We start from the raw sequence: 18,708 nt of genomic DNA, 5'->3' as shown, positions 1-18,708 counted from the left end.
CGAGAATGAGGTTGGGACTCGCCGGCACCGGCCGGATCGGCACTTCGCACGCCGAAACCTTGAAGGGTTTCGGCGAGGTTTCGTCCGTGATCGTGGCCGATGTCGATGCCGGACGTGCCCGGTCGGCCGCGGCCAAGCTCGGCGTCGAGGCGGCGGACGACCTCTCCGCGCTCTTCGCGTCCTCTTTGGACGGACTCGTGATCACGGCAGCCACGGACGCGCATCCGGAACTGATCCTCAGGGCCGTGGACGCGGGGATCCCGGTGTTCTGCGAGAAGCCCGTCGCCGCCGACATCCCCGGCACGCTCGCGGTGATCGACAAGATCTCCGCCTCGGACGTCCCGGTGCAGATCGGTTTCCAGCGCCGGTTCGACGACGGCTACGCGGCCGCCCGGGCCGCGGTGGCGTCGGGTGACCTGGGCTGGCTGCACACCTTGCGCGCGACCACCTTGGACCCGGCCCCGCCTCCCGCGGAGTACGTCGCGCATTCCGGCGGCCTGTTCCGTGACTGCGGGGTGCACGACTTCGACGTCGTCCGGTTCGTCAGCGGCCGCGAGGTCGTCGAGGTGTACGCGGTCGGGGCGAACAAGGGCGAGCGGTTCTTCGTCGACGCCGGTGACGTCGACACCGCGGCCGCGACCCTGACCCTGGACGACGGCACGCTGGCGGTCGTCTCGCTGACCCGCTACAACGGCGCCGGCTATGACGTACGGCTGGAAGTGCTCGGCTCGGCCGGGAACGCCGTGGTGGGCCTGGACGAGCGTACGCCGCTGACTTCGGTGGAACCCGGGGTCCAGCCGTTGCCCGGCCCGGCGTACCCCGGGTTCATGGAACGTTTCCGTCCCGCGTACGTCAGTGAGCTGAAAGCGTTCCTCGACGTCGCCGCCGGTCGCGCGCCGAGCCCGTGCGGAGCGGCGGACGCGCTGGAAGCGTTCTACATCGCCGAGGCCTGCGAGGTCTCGCGCCGCGAACGCCGCCCGGTCCGCGTGGAGGAGGTACGCGTCTGAAGTGTTGAGGGATAAGGCAAAGCCGGCGTGTCGGGTGAACGAAGGGGACTTTCCCCGCATGGCGTGCGGGAAAGTCCCCTTCAGGTCGGGTGTGCGGTTCGCGGCGGGGGTGGGGTCAGGCGGGTCGTGAGTGGTAATGACGGTTCTAACCGTCATTACCACTCACGACACTGGCTTGGCCCTGCACCAAGGCTCCGGATGCCTCCAATGTGGCATTGGGGACGTTCAACGTCCCCAATGCCACATTGGAGGCACGAACGCGCCAGAGGCACGCCACGGTTGCCTTACCTCTGAAGCAGAGGGCAGCTTGCTGCCACCGGCGGCCGCCCTCGGTGACCCCTCGCTACAGTGACCGCGGACCATGACGGGCGGCGGTTTTCGTGTCGCCGGAACGCGCGAGGAGTGCGATGCAGCCGAATCCGCCCCAGCACGGCTTACCTCAGTACGGGACGCGGCCCAAGCCGAGGGCGAACACCGCGGCCGCGGTGACCGCCGGGATCCTGGCGCTGCTCATCACGGGCGTACTCGTCTGGTTCGTGCTCTATAACGTCGTCTACGCCAGTAAGCCGGAGGGCGGCTGGTCCGGCCAGGTGGTGCAGAACGTGTTCGGTGGCGTCATCGCCGCCGTGGCGATGACGGTCGCGGCGGGATTCACGTTCGCCCGCAGGATTCCCGGTGCGTGGACGTTGTGCGGATTCTGCGTGTTCTCTCTGGTGGCGATCCTCGTGGTGACGCCGGTGGTGTGGGGCACGCCCTTCAACACCCACCTCGAATGGATCTTCGGCTTCCACAAGAGCAACGGTGTCGCGATCGCGCTGGTGGTCATCCTCGGGATCCTGACGGCGATCACGGCGGCGATCGCGGGCAGCGTGAAGTCGCGCGGCTGAACGGGGTCGTGAGTGGTAAAGAGCGTTCTAACGCTCCTTGCCACTCACGACCACCCGTGAAACCGCACAAACGACCCAAGCCGGACACTTGTCTTCAGAAGAGTGTCTCGCGGAGCCGCGGCCCTGCTTCTGCCAGCCTGTCCGGACGCTCGCCGGGGCACGACATCTTTGCCTTACCCCTCAAAATAGAACGACACTTACCACTCGCGACCACCTTGCCCGGTACTAAAGCTCGTCCAGGATCAGCTTCGCGCGTTCCTCGACGAGCCGGTAGCCGGAGCGCGTGGCGAGTTCCAGCGCCAGTTCGCCGTGCGTCCTGGCTTCGGCGAGCTTTCCCAGTTCGCGCAGGGTTTCCGCGAGCCCGGTGCGCGCGGCGGCCTCGCACCAGAAGAAACTCGTCGTACGCGCGATCGACAACGCGAGCCGGTGGTGTTCGGCCGCCTCTTCGGGGCGGCCGAGCCGCAGGCACACCTCGCCGAGTCCGACGAGCGTCCAGGCCTCGGTGCCCCGGTCGCCGATCTTGCGGGTGAGTTCGACCGCTTCGAGCGCGTCCGTGCGGTTCTGCTCGCTCGGGTCTTGCCTGCTTTCGAGTACGGCCCTGCCGGAGAGGGCCGTGGCTTCGCCGTAGGTGTAGCCGAGTTCGCGGTTGGCCGCGAGAGCGCGGGTGTAGAAGTCGTAGGCCTCGTCGAGCAGGCCGAGATCACGGTGCACGTTGCCGAGGTCGACCAGCAGGACGGCGACGCTGAACCGCGCACCGTCCCGTTCGGACACCGCGAGCGCGCGGGTGAAGTTGGCGAGTGCCTCGTCGAGCTGACCGGTCTGCCAGTACGGGAAACCGAGGTTCGCGAGCGCCATCGAGACGCCGGGCATGTTGAGTTCTTCGCACAGCCGCAGGGATTCCAGCCCGCAGCGGATCGCCTCCTGCGGATCGCCGAGGCGCTGGTGCACCGCGCTCAGGTTGTTCAGCACGGCCGCGCGGCCCGCGTCCCAGCCTTCGAGGAGGTCTCCGCGCAGGGCGCTGGTGAGGTGTTCGCGTGCCTCGTCGTAGCGGCCGCTGTTGACGCAGGCGAGCGCGATGCTCAGGTGCATCGCGGCCTGGGCCTGCCCGGCCCCGTCGCGGCGGGCGGCCTTGAGCGCCGTCGACGCGGTGTCGATCCATTCCGCGTGATGGCCGCGCTGGTGGAAGAAGGCGCGGAGCGCGTCGGCGAGATGCCACGAGAACTCGGGCGGGCCGTGTTCGGCGCTGTGCTCGACGGCGGCGGCGAGGTTCGGCCACTCGGCGTCCAGCCAGGTCAGCGCCTCGTCGGTGTCGGCGAAGGGTTTCACGCCCGGCTCTTCGCGTGGCAGCCGCAGGAAGTGGGGGATGAGTACGCGGCCGGCGGCGTCGGCGGTGGTCAGATAGCTCTCGAAGAGCCGCCTCTCCGCCGTGTCGCGTTCGGTCTTCGGGTCCTCGGACAGCGTGCGGCCTGCCGCGAAACTGCGGAGAAGGTCGTGGAACCGGTAGCGGCCGGGTGTGTAGCGCTCGACGAGGTGTGCCGCCGCGAGCGCCTTGAGCTGCTGGTTCGCCCGGGAAAGCGGGGCACCGGTCAGGGCCTGCGCGGCGGGCGCGGTGAAAGTCTGGCCGGGGACGAGCGCGAGCCTGCGGAACAGCAGGCGGTGCTCCTCGGGCAGTGCCCGGTAGGAGACTCCGAACGCGGTGGTCACCGCGCTTTCCTCGGCGCCGTCGACGGTCAGTTCCGCGAGCGGGTCACCGCCTGCCAGTTCACGGGCGAGTTCGGCGATCTCGGGTTCACCGCTCGCGCCGAGATTGGCCGCCGCGATCCGCAGGGCGAGCGGGAGATGCCCGCACAGCCGGGCCAGTTCCGCCGCCGCGCCCGCCTCGGCCGCGACGGTTTCGCTGCCGAGCACGGCTTCCAGCAGGTGCCGCGCGTCTTCGGCGGGCAGCACGGACAGCGGGAGCGCGCGGGCGCCGGTGCGGGCGATGAGATCGCCGAGCCGCTGGCGGCTGGTGACCAGGACGGTGCCCGACGGCGGCAGCAGCGGCATGACCTGACCGGTGTCGCGCACGTTGTCGAGGACGAGAAGGACCCTCTTGTCGGCGAGCAGGGAACGGAGGAGCGCGGCCCGCGTGTCGGTGTCCGGCGGGATCGCCTTCGGTGCGGTGCCGAGTGCCTGCAGCAGCTGGGTGAGCGCGACCGCCGGGGTGAGCGGCTCGTGGTCGGGGTCGAATCCCCGCAGGTCGAGGTAGAGCTGGCCGTCGGGGAACGCGTCGCGGACGCGGTGGGCCCAGCGGACCGCGAGCGCGGTCTTGCCGACCCCGGCGGTCCCGCTGATCACCCAGATGTCGGTGCCCTCGCCCGTGGGCCGGGTCGCCTCGTCGAGCCGGTCCAGTTCGGCCGCGCGTCCGGCGAAGCCCCGGACGTCGTGCGGCAACTGCGCCGGGCGGACCGGTTCGGGTTTGACCGCGTTCCGCACCGGTTCGAGAGCCGGGTCCGCCGCGAGGATGGCGGCTTCGAGTTTGCGCAGCTCCGGGGACGGGTCGAGGCCCAGTTCGGTAGCGAGCCTGTCGCGCAGGGATCGGAAGGCTTCGAGCGCGTCGTCGGTGCGGCCTTCGCGGTGCAGGGTGAGCATGAGCTGCCCGACGAACCGCTGACGCAGGGGATGCGCGGCGACCAGCCCGGTCAGCTCCGCGAGCACCTCCCGGCCGCGGCCGAGCCGCAACTGGGCCTCGGCGCGATCCTCCAGTGCCGTCCAGCGCGCTTCGCTGATACCGCCGCGGAGCCGCTGGGCGACCTCGCCGCTCACGACGTCGGACAACGCCTCGCCGCGCCACAAGCCGAGCGCCTCGTCCAGGAGTTCGACGGCGGTCTCGTCGTCGGCCTTGCGGGCCCGCGCGGTCAGCTCGGTGAAGCGGTGCAGGTCGACCTGGCGGGGATCGACCTTCAGCAGGTACCGCGTTCCTTCGGAGACGATCTCCGGACCGCCCGCGCCGCGGAACACCGCGCGCAGCCTGGACACCAGCGCTTGAACGGTGTTCCGGGCACTCGCCGGCGGTCGTTCGGGCCAGAGCAGGTCGATGATCCGGTCGCGCGGTACCGGCTTGCCCGCCTCCAGCAGCAGTACCGCCAGCACGAGCCGTTGTTTGGGCGAACCGAGATCCACCGGGCCGCCATCGGCCCACGCCTCGACGGCGCCGAGGACGCGGAACTCCACGCGGCCACCTCCGCTCACCCTCGTCAGAGCCTGCAAGCGTAGTGCAAGCGCCCTGCATCCGGACGCCGTGATCCTTTGGTGGTGTCCACCGAGGACCCGTCGCCGGAACCGTGCCCAACCAACAAGACGGGCAGGACCCCCCATTCGGTTCCGGTACGACGGTGGACACCTTCAACTTGCACAGACACCGCCTTCTGACGGCGGTGGGGGTTGGGGGTAGTGCCAGCTCGACGTGAGCCCTCGTGCCGTCGACCTGGCGCTCTTCGTGACTGGGGCTGGGGTTTTTCTCGTCGCCGTCTCTCGGCGACGTCCTGGGGAGGGCTGGGCGGGCCGGGGTGCGGCTCGCCCACGCCCAGGTTTCCCGCATTCAGAGGACGAAATGCGTTCGTCGCCTTGACAAGGGCACCCTGCTGCCTACACCCTTTCACTACTTAATTAGTGAAAGGGTGTTGCCAGTGGTCACCTTCCACCTGGACAAAGGGTCGGGCGTCGCCACCTACGTCCAGCTCGTCCAGCAGGTCAAACACGCCCTCCGGCTGGGCTTGCTGGAGCCGGGCGACCGGCTGCCGACGGCGAAGGAAGTGGTCGCCGAGCTGGCGATCAACCCCAACACCGTCCTCAAGGCCTACCGCGAGCTAGAGCGCGAAGGGCTCGTCGAAGGGCGGCCGGGTCTCGGCACCTTCGTGCAGAAGACGCTCGGAGGCGCTTCGTTCGCGGAGCACGCGCGGTTGCGGAAGAGCCTGGGCGGCTGGGTCCGCGACGCCCGGGAATCGGGACTGGACCAGGAAGACGTCGAGGCGTTGTTCACCTCCGTGGTGGCCGATGGCTTTCGAGGGGAGCGAACCGCGTGAATGAGAAACCCGTCATCGAGGCCACCGGCCTCGGCAAGCGTTACCGCCGCAAGTGGGCGCTGCGCGACTGTTCCCTGGCCGTCCCGAAAGGACGCGTCGTCGCACTCGTCGGGCCCAACGGCGCGGGCAAGACGACTTTCCTGCACTTGGCGGTCGGGCTGCTCGACGCGACGCTCGGCTCGGTCTCGATCCAAGGCACCGCCGCGTTCCTGGCGCAGGACAAACCGTTGTACCCCGGCTTCAGCATCGCCGAGATGCTCAAGTTCGGCAGGCGCCTGAACCCCGGCTGGGACGACGAGTTCGCGCTCAAGCGCATCGACTCGCTCGGGCTTCCCTTGAAACACAAGGTCGGCAAGCTGTCCGGCGGACAGCGCGCGCAGGTCGCGCTCACCGTCGCGCTCGCGAAACGCCCGGATCTCCTGGTGCTCGACGAGCCGCTCGCGAACCTCGATCCGCTGGCCCGCCACGAGGTCATGCGCGGGCTGATGGAAGCGGTCGCCGAAACCGGGATGACCGTTCTGCTCTCCTCCCACGTCGTCTCCGACCTGGAGAACACCTGTGACTGGCTGATCGTCCTCAACGGCGGCCGCGTGCAGGTCAGCGGCGACATCGACGAACTCGTCGCCGGGCACCGGATCCTTTCCGGACCGGCGGACGAGGCCGACGCGCTGGCCGGACGCGTCGCGTTCGTGGACGAGACCCGGGCGGGCAGGCAGGCGACCGTCTTCGCCCGCACCGGCCCGGTCCCACTGGGTCCACAGTGGACCGACCGGCCGGCGAACCTGGAGCAGCTGGTGCTCGCCTACCTCCGGCGCCCCGACTCCGCGGCCCTGCCGCGCCCGACACTGGCCTCGGCGTAAGGGGGAACGATGTTCTGGCTCACCTATCGTCAGCACCGCATGCAGCTGACAGTCACCGCGGGTCTCCTCGTCGTGGTCGGGATCCTGTTGCTGGTCAACGGGAACACCGCGGCGGACAGCGCGAATCCGGCGAAGCACTTCGCCGACCTCTACACCTATCTGTCCTGGCTGCAGGTCGTCCCGGTCGCGATCGGGGTGTTCTGGGGCGCCCCGCTGCTCGCGGTCGAATACGAGCGGGGCACCACTAAACTCGTCTGGACCCAGTCGATCTCGCGGTTCCGCTGGCTGGGCGTGAAACTGGGGTTCCTCGCCGTGCTCGCCACGCTGGCCGGACTCGCGTTCGGCGCGATGATGCAGCGATGGCTGGAGGTCTTCCCGACCGATCGCGGGGACACGGACTTCACCAATCGCTTCGACAATCCCGTCCTGTTCGCGATGACCGGCGTCGCACCGGGCGCGTGGTGGCTCTTCGGGTTCGTCCTCGGCACCGCCGCCGGCGCGCTCATCCGCAAGACGCTCCCGGCCATCGCCGCCACCATCGCGGTGACCGTGGGCCTGATGATCGGCGTCACCAGCGTCCGCGACTTCTACGCCGAACCGAAACTCGTCGACCTGGGCGGCGCGGGCCCCACCGGGCACGATCCCGGCGGCCGGGTGGTCGAGATGGTCATGGACGCCGCCGGTGAGGTCACCGCGCTCAAGATCCTGCCGCAGGACTTCTACTGGCGTTTCCAATGGACCGAAGCCGCGATCCTGCTGGCCGTCTCGCTCCTGCTCACCGCCACCGCGGCCTTCGCCATCCGGCGACGCTCCTAGAAAGACGCTCCTGGAAAGGGACAAGTCCTTGCTCTGGCTCACCTGGCGGCAGCACCGTACTCAGCTGCTCGTCACCCTGGGATTCCTGGCCGTGCTCGGCGGGGTCCTGCTCGTGTCCGGGCGGATCGCCCTCGACGCGGCGAACGGCCATATCTCCTCGTACTGCTACGGGGGCGGCGTGCCGTGCCGCGAACGCGACGCCGGACTGGAGGATCTCTACCAGACGATCTACCCGATGATCGTGATCCTGCCGTTCGTCCCGTTGCTGGCGGGCGTCTTCTGGGGTGCGCCGCTGCTCGCCAGGGAGTACGAACGCAACACCCATCAGCTGGCCTGGACGCAGTCGGTGAGCCGCGGCCGCTGGCTGGGCGTCAAGTTCGGTGTCCTCGCCCTGTGCGCGGCGCTGGCCGGGCTCGCCTCGGGGCAGATGTTCGGCCGGTGGCTGGAGATCTTCCCCGGCAAGGCGGAGACGCTCGCCGAAACCTCGTACTTCGGCGCCGTCGGCATCGCGCCCGCGGCGTGGTGGCTGTTCGCCTTCGCGCTCGGCACCGCGGCCGGGGTGCTGGTGCGCAAGACCTTGCCCGCCATCGCGATCACGGTCGGGGTGTTCGTCGCGGCTTCGATCGCCCTGCTGATCCTGCGGCCGCACTACGCCGAACCGGTACGCACGATCGGCGCCGATCCGTCCGCCCAGGGACGGGCTGATCGTCGACGCGGGCCGGGTGGCGCCGGACGGGCGTGAGCTGCGGTTGCTGGACGACGTGCCCGAATGCCCGCGCGGCAGGGGGATGAACGCCTGTGCCGAAGCAGCGGGCTACCGCGACTTCACCGTGTACCAGCCCGCCACCCGGTTCTGGCGGTTCCAGTGGACCGAGGCGGGCATCCTGCTCGCCGCGACGGCGGTGCTCGGGGGCATCGCGGCAGGGGGAACGGTCCGCCGCCGTCGCTGAGCAAGCGACGGCGGCGGACCATCCCTCCGGTGCTGGAAGAACTCAGTCGAGCTGCAGCTCCGGGGAGTACAGGTCGAACCAGTGGTAGAGGTCCAGCGCCCGGTCGAGCCCGGTGCGCTGGGCCGAGGACATCGTCACCGGGTCCACTTCGGACACCCGGTGCAGCCAGTCGCGGTCCACCAGGGAGAACACCGGGTTGTCCCGTTCGGTCAGTGCCTCCTTGACCTGCTGCTGCAACGCCGCCGCGTAACCGGGGTCCTGAGTGGACGGATACGGGCTCTTGACCCGGTCACGCACCGACGCGGGCAGCACGTGCTCGGTGGCGTGCCGCAGCAGGCTCTTCTCCCTCCCGTCGAACGTCTTCAAGGACCACGGCGTGTTGTAGACGTACTCGACGAGCCGGTGGTCGCAGAACGGCACGCGCACCTCGAGCCCGACGGCCATCGACGCCCGGTCCTTGCGGTCCAGCAGCATCCGCACGAACCGGGTCAGGTGGAGGTTGCAGACCGTCCGCATCTTCCGGTCCTGCTCGCTCTCGCCGTCCAGATACTCGACCTGGGCAACGGCGGAGCTGTACTGGTCGGCGATGTAGCCCGGAAGGTCCAGCTTCTGCCGGACGTCCTCGCGCAGCAGGGTTTCCCGCTCATCGGTGAGCCCCATGCGGAAGGCGAGCCAGGGGAAGGTCCCCGAGTTCACGGCGGCCTCGTCGTGGAACCAGCGGTACCCGCCGAACACCTCGTCGGCCGACTCTCCGGACAACGCCACCGTGGATTCGGCCCGGATCGCCTTGAACAGCAGGTACAACGAGGTGTCCATGTCGCCGAGCCCGGCCGGGATGTCCCGGGCGGTCAGCACCTTGCGCCGGACGTCGGGATCGCTCAGCTCCGCCGGGTTCAGCACGACGTCCTGGTGGGCGGAGCCGACGAGATTCGCGACATCGCGGATATAGGGCGAGTCCGGGGTGTCCCGCACCTCGTCCGGTTTGAAGTTGTCCTCCTGGCCGAGGAAATCGACCGAGAACGTGCGCAGTCGTTCGCCCTGCTCGGCCAGCCGGGCCGCGGCGAGGCCGGTGACGGCGCTGGAGTCGAGCCCGCCCGACAGCAGGACGCAGCGGGGCACGTCGGCGATCAGCTGGCGGTGCACGATGTCGGTCATCAGCTCACGGACCCGTTCGACCGTGGTCTCCTGGTCGTCGGTGTGCTGCTTCGCGTCGAGCTTCCAGTAGGTCCGCGTGCGGATCCCGGAGCGGTCGACGGTGACGATGGTGCCCGGCCCGACCTCGTGCATGCCCTTCCACAGCGACCAGCCGGGGGCCTTGGTCATGGCCATCAGCTCACGCAGGCCGTCGGTGTCGACCACCTTGCGCGCCAAGGGGTTCGCGAGGATCGCCTTCGGCTCGGAACCGAAGAGGACGCCGTCCGGGGTCGGGTAGTAGTAGAACGGCTTGATGCCCATGCGGTCGCGGATCATCACGAGCTTCTCGTCGCGCTCGTCCCAGATCGCGAAGGCGTACATCCCGTTGAGGTGATCGACGACCTCGTCGCCCCACTCCAGGTAGCCGTGCAGCACCACCTCGGTGTCGCTGTCGGTCTCGAACCTGTGGCCCCGCCGGGAAAGTTCCGCGCGCAACTCGGTGAAGTTGTACGCCTCACCGCTGTAGACCATCGCGGCCAGCCCGGCTTCGGCCATCGGCTGCCTGCCGCCCGGCAGGTCGATGATCGCCAGCCGCCGGTGGCCCAGCGCCACGTTCGGCCGGACCCAGGTGCCCGAGTCGTCAGGACCCCGGCAGGCCATGGTCTCGGTCATCGCGTCGATGACCTCGCGGCGCTGCGTCAGGTCGGTGCCGAAGGAGACCCACCCTGCGATTCCGCACATCGCTACCTCCTGTTGCTTAGCACATACAACTATCTGTAACACCGGTGTAACACGCTTCGCCGCGGTTGTCTGCCCGAATTGCACGCTCCGTCCGCACTACGTCACAGGCTGTGGGACACATCACCGGGCATCAAGAAGTCGTAAAGGCACCCGATCGGGGCATCAAGACACCATCAGTCCCTGGTCTCGATGGTCTGTACCAAGCGCACTGTTGCGGGGTCCTGGTCGCCGATGGGGTGACCTTTCCTGAGAGGTGCCTAGTGGCCGACTTGCTCTACGCCGTGCTCCTGATCGGCGTATTCGTGGTTCTCGCCCTGACCCTGCGCGGTCTGGAGAAGCTGTGACCGGCACGGGGACCACCGCCAACGTCGTCGGCGGACTGCTGGCGCTGGGGCTGATCGTCTATTTGTTCATCGCACTGGTCAGGCCGGAGAAATTCTGATGCGTCCCGACGTACTTGTTCCCGCGGAGGGACTGGAATGACCGACACCACGGCCGGCCTTCTGCAGGCCGGCCTCCTCCTCGTCGCGCTCGCCGTGGTCTACCGGCCACTCGGCGACTACATGGCGCGCGTCTTCTCTGTGTCCTCCACGGAGAAGCACACCAAGGTCGAACGCGGCCTGTACCGCCTGTTCCGGGTGAACCCCGGATCGGAACAGCATTGGAAGACCTACGCGTCCGCCGTGATCGGCTTCTCGTTCGTCTCCGTCGTCTTCCTGTACCTGCTTCAGCGGCTTCAGCCGATCCTGCCGTGGAGCCTCGGCAAGGAAGCGGTCTCCCCGGCGGTCGCCTTCAACACCGCCGTCAGCTTCGTGACCAACACGAACTGGCAGTCCTACAGCCCCGAAGCGACCATGGGTCACTTCGTGCAGATGGCCGGGCTGACCGTGCAGAACTTCCTGTCCGCCGCCGTCGGGCTCGCGGTCGCCGTCGCGGTGGTGCGCGGATTCGTCCGCTCGAAGACCGACCGCCTCGGCAACTTCTGGGTGGACCTGACCCGCGGCACGATGCGGATCCTGCTGCCGATGGCGTTCGTGGCGGCGCTCCTGCTGATCGCGCTCGGCGTCGTCCAGAGCCTCAAGAGCGGCGTCGACGTCCTCAACCCGGACGGGAGCACGAGCAAGATCGCGCTCGCCCCGGCCGCGAGCCAGGAGGCGATCAAGGAACTCGGCACCAACGGCGGCGGCATCTTCAACGCCAACTCCTCGCATCCGTTCGAGAACCCGAACGCCTGGACCAACCTGATCGAGATCTTCCTGATCCTGGTCATCCCGGTCTCGCTCACCCGGACCTTCGGCAAGCTCGTCGGCAACACCAAACAGGGTTACGTCCTGCTGTCGGTGATGGCCGGGCTGTTCACCGCGATGCTCGCGGTGACCTGGCTCGCCGAAGCCCACGCGGGCGGGCCCGCGCCACTGGCCGCCGGGGCGAACCTCGAGGGCAAGGAACAGCGGTTCGGCATCGGCCTGAGTTCGCTGTTCGCCAACGCCACCACCGGCACGTCCACCGGCGCGGTCAACAGCATGCACGACAGCTACAGCGGACTCGGCGGCGGCGGAGCCCTGCTCAACATGCTGCTGGGCGAGATCTCGCCGGGCGGGGTGGGCACCGGTCTCTACGGCATCCTCGTGATGGCCGTGATCGCGATGTTCCTCGCCGGGCTGATGGTCGGCCGGACACCGGAGTACCTGGGGAAGAAGCTCGGCAAACGCGAGGTCACCTGCGCGGCGGTCTCGATGCTCGCCATGCCTGCCGTGGTGCTGCTCGGCGCCGGGATCGCGCTGATGAACTCCGGCAACCTGGCCGCGTTGAACAACCCTGGCGCCCATGGGCTTTCCGAGGTGCTTTACGCCTACGCGTCGGCGGGCAACAACAACGGCAGCGCGTTCGGCGGGATCACCGTCACCAACGACTGGTTCCAGTCCTCGCTCGGTGTCGCCATGCTGCTCGGCCGGTTCATCCCGATCCTCGCCGTGCTGTGCCTGGCGGGATCCCTTGCCTCGCAACGGAAGGTCCCGGAGACCGCCGGCACGCTGCCCACCACCGGACCGCTGTTCGGCACGATGCTCGCGGGCACGATCGTGCTCGTCGCGGCCCTCACCTTCATCCCGGCGCTCGCGCTCGGGCCCATCGCAGAGGCACTCGCATGACCGTCACAGAGCAACGCACCCCTGAAGAGACAACGCAGCACCACGTGGAGAACACCGGCCGGGTCGGGGCGGGGATCTTCAGCCCCCGCCAGCTGCTGACCTCGCTGCCGGAGGCGCTGCGCAAGCTCAACCCCAAACACCAGCTCGGCAACCCCGTCATGTTCGTGGTGTGGATCGGCTCGGCGCTGACCACGGTCTTCGCGATCACCGACCCGAGCGTGTTCACCATCCTCATCACCATCTGGCTGTGGTTCACCGTCCTGTTCGCGAACCTGGCCGAGGCGGTCGCGGAGGGCCGGGGCAAGGCGCAGGCGGAAACCCTGCGCCGCAGCAAGAAGGAGACCATCGCGCGCCGTCTCACCGAGGACGGCGACGAGGAGAGCGTGCCGGGTGCCGACCTGCGCGTCGGCGATCTCGTGGTCGTCGAAGCCGGGCAGGTCATCCCCGGCGACGGCGACGTCGTCGAAGGCATCGCGACCGTCGACGAATCGGCCATCACCGGCGAATCCGCCCCGGTCATCCGCGAGTCGGGCGGCGACCGGTGCGCGGTCACCGGCGGCACCACGGTGCTCTCGGACCGCGTCGTCGTGAAGATCACCACCAAACCCGGCGAGTCCTTTGTGGACCGCATGATCGCCTTGGTGGAGGGCGCTTCCCGGCAGAAGACGCCGAACGAGATCGCGCTGACGATCCTGCTGTCGACGCTCACCATCATCTTCCTGCTCGCCGTCGTGGCCCTGCAACCGATGGCGGGGTACTCGGGCAGCCAGCAGTCCGTGATCGTGCTGACCGCGTTGCTGGTCTGCCTGATCCCGACGACGATCGGCGCGCTGCTGTCCGCGATCGGCATCGCCGGGATGGACCGGCTGGTGCAGCGCAACGTGCTCGCGACCAGCGGCCGCGCGGTGGAGGCCGCGGGCGACGTCTCGACCCTGCTGCTGGACAAGACCGGCACCATCACCTTCGGCAACCGCAAGGCGACCGAGCTGATCCCGGTCGGTGCGTCCACTATGGACGACATCGTCAAGGCGGCGCGGCTGTCCAGCCTCGCCGACGGCACCCCGGAAGGGCGCAGCATCGTCGAACTCGTCGCGAGGGAACACGGGCTCGCGGAGACCGCGTCCGACGACGAGAAGCTCGCGGAGTTCGTCGCGTTCACCGCACAGACCCGGATGAGCGGCATCGACATCGGCGAGCGCCAGGTCCGTAAGGGCGCCACGGCCGCCGTCCGCGAATGGGTCCGCGACCGCGGCGGCGACATGCCGGACGAGACCGAACGCGTCGTCGACGAGATCAGCCAGCAGGGCGGGACCCCGCTGGTGGTCGCGGAGTACGACGGTGCGAAGGCCTTCGTGCGCGGCGTGATCCGGCTGTCCGATGTGGTCAAACCGGGGATGAAGGAACGCTTCGTCCAGCTCCGCGCGATGGGCATCAAAACCGTCATGATCACCGGGGACAACCCGCTGACGGCCAAGGCCATCGCCGAGGACGCGGGTGTCGACGACTACCTCGCCGAGGCCAAACCCGAAGACAAGATGGCGCTGATCCGCAAGGAGCAGGAGGGCGGGCGGCTGGTCGCGATGACCGGCGACGGCACCAACGACGCCCCCGCGCTGGCGCAGTCCGACGTCGGCGTCGCGATGAACACCGGGACCTCCGCCGCCAAGGAGGCGGGGAACATGGTGGACCTCGACTCCGACCCGACGAAGCTGATCGAGATCGTGGAGATCGGCAAGCAGCTGCTGATCACCCGTGGCGCGCTGACCACATTCAGCGTGGCCAACGACCTCGCGAAGTACTTCGCCATCCTGCCCGCGATGTTCACCGGCATCTTCGCCCAGCTCGGCGCGCTCAACATCATGCAGCTGGCCACGCCGAAGTCGGCGATCCTGTCGGCGGTCATCTTCAACGCCCTGATCATCGTCGGGCTGATCCCGCTCGCCCTGCGCGGCGTCCGGTACAGGCCGTCGTCGGCCTCGGCGCTGCTGCGCCGGAACCTGCTGGTCTACGGCCTCGGCGGCATCGTCAGCCCGTTCCTCGGGATCTGGCTGATCGACCTGCTCGTCCGTCTCATCCCTGGAATCGGGTGACTGAAGTGAAACCGCTGTTCAAGCAGACCCTCGCCGGGCTTCGTGTCCTGCTCGTCTTCACCGTCCTGCTGGGTGTCGTCTATCCGCTGGGCGTCTGGGCGATCGCCCGCGTCCCCGGGCTCGAAGGCAACGCCGAGGGCTCGATCGTCACGCAGAACGGGCAGGCCGTCGGCTCGTCGCTGATCGGGGTCGATCCGGTGGCCGCCAACCCGGCCAGGGACCCGTGGTTCCACAACCGCCCGTCCGCGGGGTCGAAGGACGTGCTCGGCCCCGGCGATCCGTCGTCGTCCGGCGCCTCGAACAAGGGCACGTACAACGAGGACCTGGTCGCCGCGATCGGCGAGCGCAAGAAGCTGATCGCCGCCCGCGAAGGTGTCCAGGAGTCGCAGGTCCCCGCCGACGCGGTGACGGCGTCGAGCTCCGGGATGGACCCGTCGATCAGCGTCGCCTACGCCGACCTCCAGATCGCGCGGGTGGCCAGGAACACGGGCCTGTCCGAGGACAAGGTCCGGCAGCTCGTGGCCGAGAACACCGGCGGCGCCGGGATCGGTGTGCCGGGCGTCAATGTGCTGAAGGTCAACTTGGCCGTGCGGGACGCGGCCGGAGGAGCACACTGACTGACGTGGACGAGAACACGACCAAGCCGCGCCGGGGTGAGCTGAGGATCTACCTCGGCGCGGCCCCGGGCGTCGGGAAGACGTACGCGATGCTCGGTGAGGCGCGCCGCCGCCTCGACCGGGGCACCGACGTGGTCATCGGCCTGGTCGAGACGCACGGGCGCCGGAAGACCGCGGAACTCGTCGAGGGCCTGGAGATCGTGCCGCGCCGCCGGTCCGCGCACCGGGACCACGAATTCGACGAGATGGACCTCGACGCGCTGCTCGCCCGCGCGCCCGAGGTCGCCGTGGTCGACGAACTCGCCCACACCAACGTGCCGGGGTCGCGCAACGAGAAGCGCTGGCAGGACATCGACGAGCTGCTCGACGCCGGGATCGACGTCCTCTCCACGGTCAACGTGCAGCATCTGCAGAGCCTCAACGACGTCGTCGAGCGGATCACCGGCGTCACCCAGCAGGAGACCGTGCCGGACGAGGTTGTGCGGCGGGCCGGGCAGCTGGAGCTGGTCGACATCACCCCGGAGGCCCTGCGACGGCGGCTGGCGCACGGCAACGTCTACCCGGCCGAGCGGATCGACGCCGCGCTGGGCAACTACTTCCGGCCCGGCAACCTCACCGCGCTGCGGGAACTCGCGCTGCTGTGGGTCGCCGACCAGGTGGACGTCGCCCTGCAGCGGTACCGGGCCGAGCAGAAGATCACCGACACGTGGGAAGCCCGCGAACGGGTGGTCGTGTCCATCACCGGCGGCCCGGAGAGCGAGACGCTGATCCGCCGGGCGAGCCGTATCGCGAACCGCGCGGGCGCCGAACTGCAGGTGCTGCACATCCTGCGCGGCGACGGGCTGGCCGGGATGGGGCCGACGGCGGTCGGGAAGTACCGGAAGCTGGCCGACGAGGTCGGCGCGACCTTCCACACCGTCGTCGGCGACGACGTGCCGACGGCGCTGCTCGATTTCGCGCGGGGAGTGAACGCCACCCAGCTGGTGGTGGGGACCTCACGGCGGTCCCGGGTGGCGCGGCTGTTCGACGAGGGCATCGGCGCGGCCGTGGTCCAGCGATCCGGCCCCATCGACGTCCACATGGTCACGCACGCCCAGGCGGGCGGACGGCTGCGCGCCCGGTTCAGCCGGAGCCCGCTGACACCGTCGCGACGACTGGTCGGCTGGGCGCTTTCGCTGGTCCTTCCGGCGCTGGCGACGCTGATCGGTGTCCTGCTGAAGGATCAACTCGACTTCTCCACCGACGTGGTCGACTACGTGCTCGCCACGGTGCTGGTCGCGCTCGTCGGCGGACTCGGGCCCGCCCTGGTGGCGGCGGTGTTCTCGGCGGGGCTGCTGAACTTCTTCTTCACCCCGCCGCTGTACACGCTGACCGTCCACGAGCCGCGGAACGTGATCACCCTGGTCGCGATGGTCCTGGTGGCGATCCTCGTCGCGGCGGTCGTCGACACCGCCGCGCGGCGGGCCACCCAGGCCGCACGGGCACGGACGGAGGCGGCCCTGCTGGCGTCCTACGCGCGGACCGTGCTCACGCACACCAACCCGATCGAGCGGCTGCTGGAGAAGGTCCGCGAGAACTTCGGGATGACTTCGGTGACCCTGCTGGAGAAGCGGGACGGGAAATGGAAGCGGGTCGCGAACGCGGGGACGGATCCCTGCGCCGATCCGGATCAGGCCGACGCCGACATCGCGGTGACCGCCGACGTCCATCTCACCCTGCGCGGCCGCACCCTGCCCGCGTCCGACCGCGGGGTGCTGGAAGCCGTCGCCGGGCAGGCACTGCTTTCCCTCCGGCAGCAGCGGACGGCGAAGGCCGCTGTCCGCGCCGAGCGCAAGGCCGAGGCGACCGAACTGCGCACGGCTCTGCTTTCGGCCGTGGGGCACGACCTCCGCACGCCGCTGACGTCGATCAAGGCGTCCATCGGCAGCCTCCGCGCGACCGACATCTCACTGTCCGAAGAGGACACCGACGAACTGCTCGAAGCGATCGAAGAATCGGCCGACCGGCTCGCCGGGCTGATCGACAACCTGCTCGACTCCTCCCGCCTGGCGACCGGCGCCGTCCGGCCGCATCTGCGCCCGGTCGGCTACGACGAGGTCGTCTCGCACGCCCTGTCCAATGTGGACAACTCGGAGTCGGTCGTGGTCGCGATCGACTCCCGGCTGCCGTCGGTCTGCGCCGATCCCGGCCTGCTGGAACGGGTCGTGGCGAACGTGATCGACAACGCGCTGCGGCACGGGAAGTCCGGCGAGCCGGTCTCGGCCCGCGCGAGCACCCATTCCGACCACGTCGAACTGCGTATCGTCGACCACGGGCGCGGGCTCAAGAAGGGCACCGCGGATTCGGCGTTCGCGCCGTTCCAGCGGCTGGGCGGAGACCGCGACAGCGTGCCGGGGGTAGGACTGGGGCTGTCGGTCGCCAAGGGGTTCACCGAGGCGATGGGCGGGCGGATCCGGGCGGAGGACACGCCCGGCGGCGGGCTCACCGTCGTCATCTCGCTGCCCGCATATGTTGGTCAGGATCCGGAAAAGAACCTCCTCGCTTTCGACGACGAGGGCCTTGAAAACGAAGAGGAGGAGCGAGTGCGATGAGCGCCGAAACCGCGTCGGCGACCGTACTGGTCGTCGACGACGAACCGCAGATCGTGCGAGCCCTGCGGATCAACCTTTCCGCCCGCGGCTACAAGGTGATCACCGCGCACGACGGGACGGCCGCGCTGAAGGCCGTCGCCGAGACCAAACCCGACGTCGTCGTCCTCGACCTCGGCCTGCCCGATCTCGACGGCACCGAGGTGATCGCCGGGCTGCGCGGCTGGACGACGGTGCCGATCATCGTGCTGTCGGCGCGCGGCGACTCCGCCGACAAGGTGCAGGCACTCGACGCGGGCGCCGACGACTACGTCACCAAACCGTTCGGCATGGACGAACTACTGGCGCGACTGCGCGCGGCGGTGCGGCGCTCGGCGACGTCCAGTGTGGACGGTGCGGACGCGGTGGTGGACACCGGATCGTTCCGCGTCGACCTGGCGGCGAAGAAGGTCCGCCGCGACGGCAAGGAAGTGCACCTCACCAAGACCGAATGGGGCGTGCTGGAGTTGTTGGTGCGCAACCGGGGCAGGCTGGTGGCGCAGAAACAGCTGCTGCACGAGGTGTGGGGACCGACCTACGAGACCGAGTCGCACTACCTGCGGGTGTACCTGGCGCAGCTGCGGCGGAAACTGGAACCGGAACCCTCGCGGCCGCGGCACCTGCTGACGGAACCGGGCATGGGGTACCGCTTCGAAATGTGAACCGCGGTCCGTGTCCGGCCGGGGCTGAAGGGCGCTTTCCCCGCATCGCATGCGGTGAAAGCGCCCTTCGCCGCGTGAGATGTGGTGAAAGGCCCTTCGCCGC

15 protein-coding genes are annotated in these 18,708 nt (G+C 69.1%); 13 read left to right on the top strand and 2 right to left on the bottom strand.

Annotation, left to right across the window (positions count from 1 at the left end; translation table 11 throughout):
* Positions 1-5 precede the first annotated feature (5 nt).
* Both L324_RS01905 and L324_RS01900 read left to right on the top strand, forming a co-directional pair.
* The gene (locus L324_RS01905) at positions 6-1,007 is read left to right on the top strand and encodes a Gfo/Idh/MocA family protein (RefSeq protein ID WP_037303567.1); all 1,002 of its coding nucleotides are present in this window, start codon (positions 6-8) and stop codon (positions 1,005-1,007) included.
* 407 nt (positions 1,008-1,414) lie between these two features.
* Positions 1,415-1,894: a hypothetical protein gene (locus L324_RS01900; RefSeq protein ID WP_037303565.1), complete on the top strand. Its 480-nt coding sequence runs from the start codon at positions 1,415-1,417 to the stop codon at positions 1,892-1,894.
* A gap of 225 nt (positions 1,895-2,119) precedes the next feature.
* Here the strand turns inward: L324_RS01900 and L324_RS01895 are convergent, their stop codons facing one another.
* Positions 2,120-5,107 (bottom strand): AfsR/SARP family transcriptional regulator, encoded by a 2,988-nt coding sequence (locus L324_RS01895; RefSeq protein ID WP_037303564.1) that lies wholly within the window; start codon positions 5,105-5,107, stop codon positions 2,120-2,122.
* 455 nt (positions 5,108-5,562) lie between these two features.
* On the opposite strand from L324_RS01895, the gene L324_RS01890 reads away from it, so the two are divergent.
* Genes L324_RS01890 through L324_RS43395 form a run of 5 tightly spaced genes read left to right on the top strand, consistent with a single transcriptional unit; the run spans position 5,563 to position 8,584 of the window.
* Positions 5,563-5,958, top strand: a complete 396-nt coding sequence (locus tag L324_RS01890; protein WP_037303563.1) for a GntR family transcriptional regulator — start codon at positions 5,563-5,565, stop codon at positions 5,956-5,958.
* Positions 5,955-6,818: an ABC transporter ATP-binding protein gene (locus L324_RS01885; RefSeq protein ID WP_037303562.1), complete on the top strand. Its 864-nt coding sequence runs from the start codon at positions 5,955-5,957 to the stop codon at positions 6,816-6,818. The genes L324_RS01890 and L324_RS01885 overlap by 4 nt, the downstream gene beginning before the upstream one ends.
* A 9-nt stretch (positions 6,819-6,827) precedes the next feature.
* Positions 6,828-7,634: an ABC-2 membrane transporter-related protein gene (locus L324_RS01880; protein WP_037303561.1), complete on the top strand. Its 807-nt coding sequence runs from the start codon at positions 6,828-6,830 to the stop codon at positions 7,632-7,634.
* 28 nt (positions 7,635-7,662) lie between these two features.
* A complete protein-coding gene (locus L324_RS01875; protein ID WP_235783381.1) occupies positions 7,663-8,376 on the top strand; it encodes an ABC-2 membrane transporter-related protein in 714 nt (237 codons plus the stop codon).
* Positions 8,357-8,584 carry a hypothetical protein gene (locus tag L324_RS43395; RefSeq protein ID WP_235783380.1) on the top strand — a complete coding sequence of 76 codons (228 nt, stop codon included), beginning with the start codon at positions 8,357-8,359 and terminating at the stop codon, positions 8,582-8,584. The genes L324_RS01875 and L324_RS43395 overlap by 20 nt, the downstream gene beginning before the upstream one ends.
* A gap of 42 nt (positions 8,585-8,626) precedes the next feature.
* On the opposite strand, the gene asnB is transcribed toward L324_RS43395, so the two are convergent.
* Complete coding sequence (asnB, locus tag L324_RS01870) at positions 8,627-10,459, bottom strand: asparagine synthase (glutamine-hydrolyzing) (protein ID WP_037303560.1); 1,833 nt, start codon at positions 10,457-10,459, stop codon at positions 8,627-8,629.
* Between the two features lie 340 nt (positions 10,460-10,799).
* Here asnB and kdpF point away from each other — a divergent pair, with 340 nt between their 5' ends.
* From kdpF to L324_RS01840, 6 genes are read left to right on the top strand one after another with little or no spacing between them, the layout of a single operon-like run.
* Positions 10,800-10,901: a K(+)-transporting ATPase subunit F gene (kdpF, locus tag L324_RS01865; protein WP_037303559.1), complete on the top strand. Its 102-nt coding sequence runs from the start codon at positions 10,800-10,802 to the stop codon at positions 10,899-10,901.
* 37 nt (positions 10,902-10,938) lie between these two features.
* Entirely contained in the window at positions 10,939-12,609 is a 1,671-nt protein-coding gene (gene kdpA / locus L324_RS01860; RefSeq protein WP_037303558.1) for a potassium-transporting ATPase subunit KdpA, read from the top strand.
* Positions 12,606-14,699 carry a potassium-transporting ATPase subunit KdpB gene (gene kdpB / locus L324_RS01855; protein WP_037303557.1) on the top strand — a complete coding sequence of 698 codons (2,094 nt, stop codon included), beginning with the start codon at positions 12,606-12,608 and terminating at the stop codon, positions 14,697-14,699. The genes kdpA and kdpB overlap by 4 nt, the downstream gene beginning before the upstream one ends.
* 5 nt (positions 14,700-14,704) lie before the next feature.
* Positions 14,705-15,316, top strand: coding sequence for a potassium-transporting ATPase subunit C (locus tag L324_RS01850; protein ID WP_037303556.1), 612 nt, complete (start codon positions 14,705-14,707; stop codon positions 15,314-15,316).
* 5 nt (positions 15,317-15,321) lie between these two features.
* Entirely contained in the window at positions 15,322-17,907 is a 2,586-nt protein-coding gene (locus L324_RS01845; protein WP_063624564.1) for a DUF4118 domain-containing protein, read from the top strand.
* The gene (locus tag L324_RS01840; protein WP_037303555.1) at positions 17,904-18,605 is read left to right on the top strand and encodes a response regulator; all 702 of its coding nucleotides are present in this window, start codon (positions 17,904-17,906) and stop codon (positions 18,603-18,605) included. Before L324_RS01845 ends, L324_RS01840 begins: the two co-directional genes overlap by 4 nt.
* The last annotated feature ends 103 nt before the right edge of the window (positions 18,606-18,708 follow it).

The organism is Amycolatopsis orientalis DSM 40040 = KCTC 9412, assembly GCF_000478275.1.
GTDB classification, from domain to species: Bacteria; Actinomycetota; Actinomycetes; order Mycobacteriales; family Pseudonocardiaceae; genus Amycolatopsis; species Amycolatopsis orientalis.
Note: the sequence above shows the minus strand (reverse complement) of the source record. Positions and strands in the feature narration are given on the sequence as shown.

Excerpts from the sequence above, each read along its gene's own strand:
- L324_RS01905 (WP_037303567.1), top strand. The coding sequence starts at position 6 with ATGAGGTTGGGACTCGCCGGCACCGGCCGGATCGGCACTTCGCACGCC.
- L324_RS01900 (WP_037303565.1), top strand. The coding sequence starts at position 1,415 with ATGCAGCCGAATCCGCCCCAGCACGGCTTACCTCAGTACGGGACGCGG.
- L324_RS01880 (WP_037303561.1), top strand. The coding sequence starts at position 6,828 with ATGTTCTGGCTCACCTATCGTCAGCACCGCATGCAGCTGACAGTCACC.
- asnB (WP_037303560.1), bottom strand. The coding sequence starts at position 10,459 with ATGTGCGGAATCGCAGGGTGGGTCTCCTTCGGCACCGACCTGACGCAG.
- kdpA (WP_037303558.1), top strand. The coding sequence starts at position 10,939 with ATGACCGACACCACGGCCGGCCTTCTGCAGGCCGGCCTCCTCCTCGTC.
- kdpB (WP_037303557.1), top strand. The coding sequence starts at position 12,606 with ATGACCGTCACAGAGCAACGCACCCCTGAAGAGACAACGCAGCACCAC.
- L324_RS01840 (WP_037303555.1), top strand. The coding sequence starts at position 17,904 with ATGAGCGCCGAAACCGCGTCGGCGACCGTACTGGTCGTCGACGACGAA.